This is a genomic window from Ruegeria sp. SCP10 (assembly GCF_040329495.1).
GTDB lineage: Bacteria > Pseudomonadota > Alphaproteobacteria > Rhodobacterales > Rhodobacteraceae > Ruegeria.
The window spans coordinates 1-486 of the sequence record NZ_JBDZYF010000077.1 but is presented as its reverse complement, the minus strand read 5'-3'; the positions used below and the strand labels follow the sequence as shown (position 1 = coordinate 486).

The 486-nt window shown below is 51.0% G+C and carries 1 protein-coding gene; it reads right to left on the bottom strand.

Going from position 1 to position 486, the window contains the following annotated elements:
• Window positions 1–345 (bottom strand): hypothetical protein (locus ABLN87_RS22345; RefSeq protein ID WP_353014310.1); only part of this gene is annotated, 345 nt, incomplete at its 3' end.
• Window positions 346–486 lie beyond the last annotated feature (141 nt).

Genomic DNA, 486 nt, shown 5'->3' with positions numbered 1-486 from the left:
AGACAATCCCTGGTCTCTCAGCGCCTTGATCTTCTCAAACACTTCCGGGGTTACTTTTGATGAGTGGTTTTTATGTGGTGTATTGCCGCTGCCTGTAACAGCTTCTTGTGGAGCAGAACCGGGCGTCTGCCCAAATGCGAAATGCGGAAGGGTCGGTGCATAATGAGTGTTCAGTGTCTCGCCAGATGTGCCACCCCAGAAAGGCGCATGACCTTCTCCAATTGCAGCATCAGAGCTCAATCCAAAAACCCCAGGAGCAGATGTATCCGTCAACCTGTACTGAGGTTGAGCCGCGCCTTGAGAACCGATGTCCAGAAAATCTGCCTGACCGCCGCCCGATGTCATTGGAAAACTCACACCGTCTCGTGTTCCCAAAGTGCAGGTCTCGGTGGTTGAATACGTAAGAGCCGTAGAGGTTCGTAGGGCCTGTGACGATGGGACACTAACATTTTGCATAACAAAACTCCTGTTTTCCAAAAGATGACA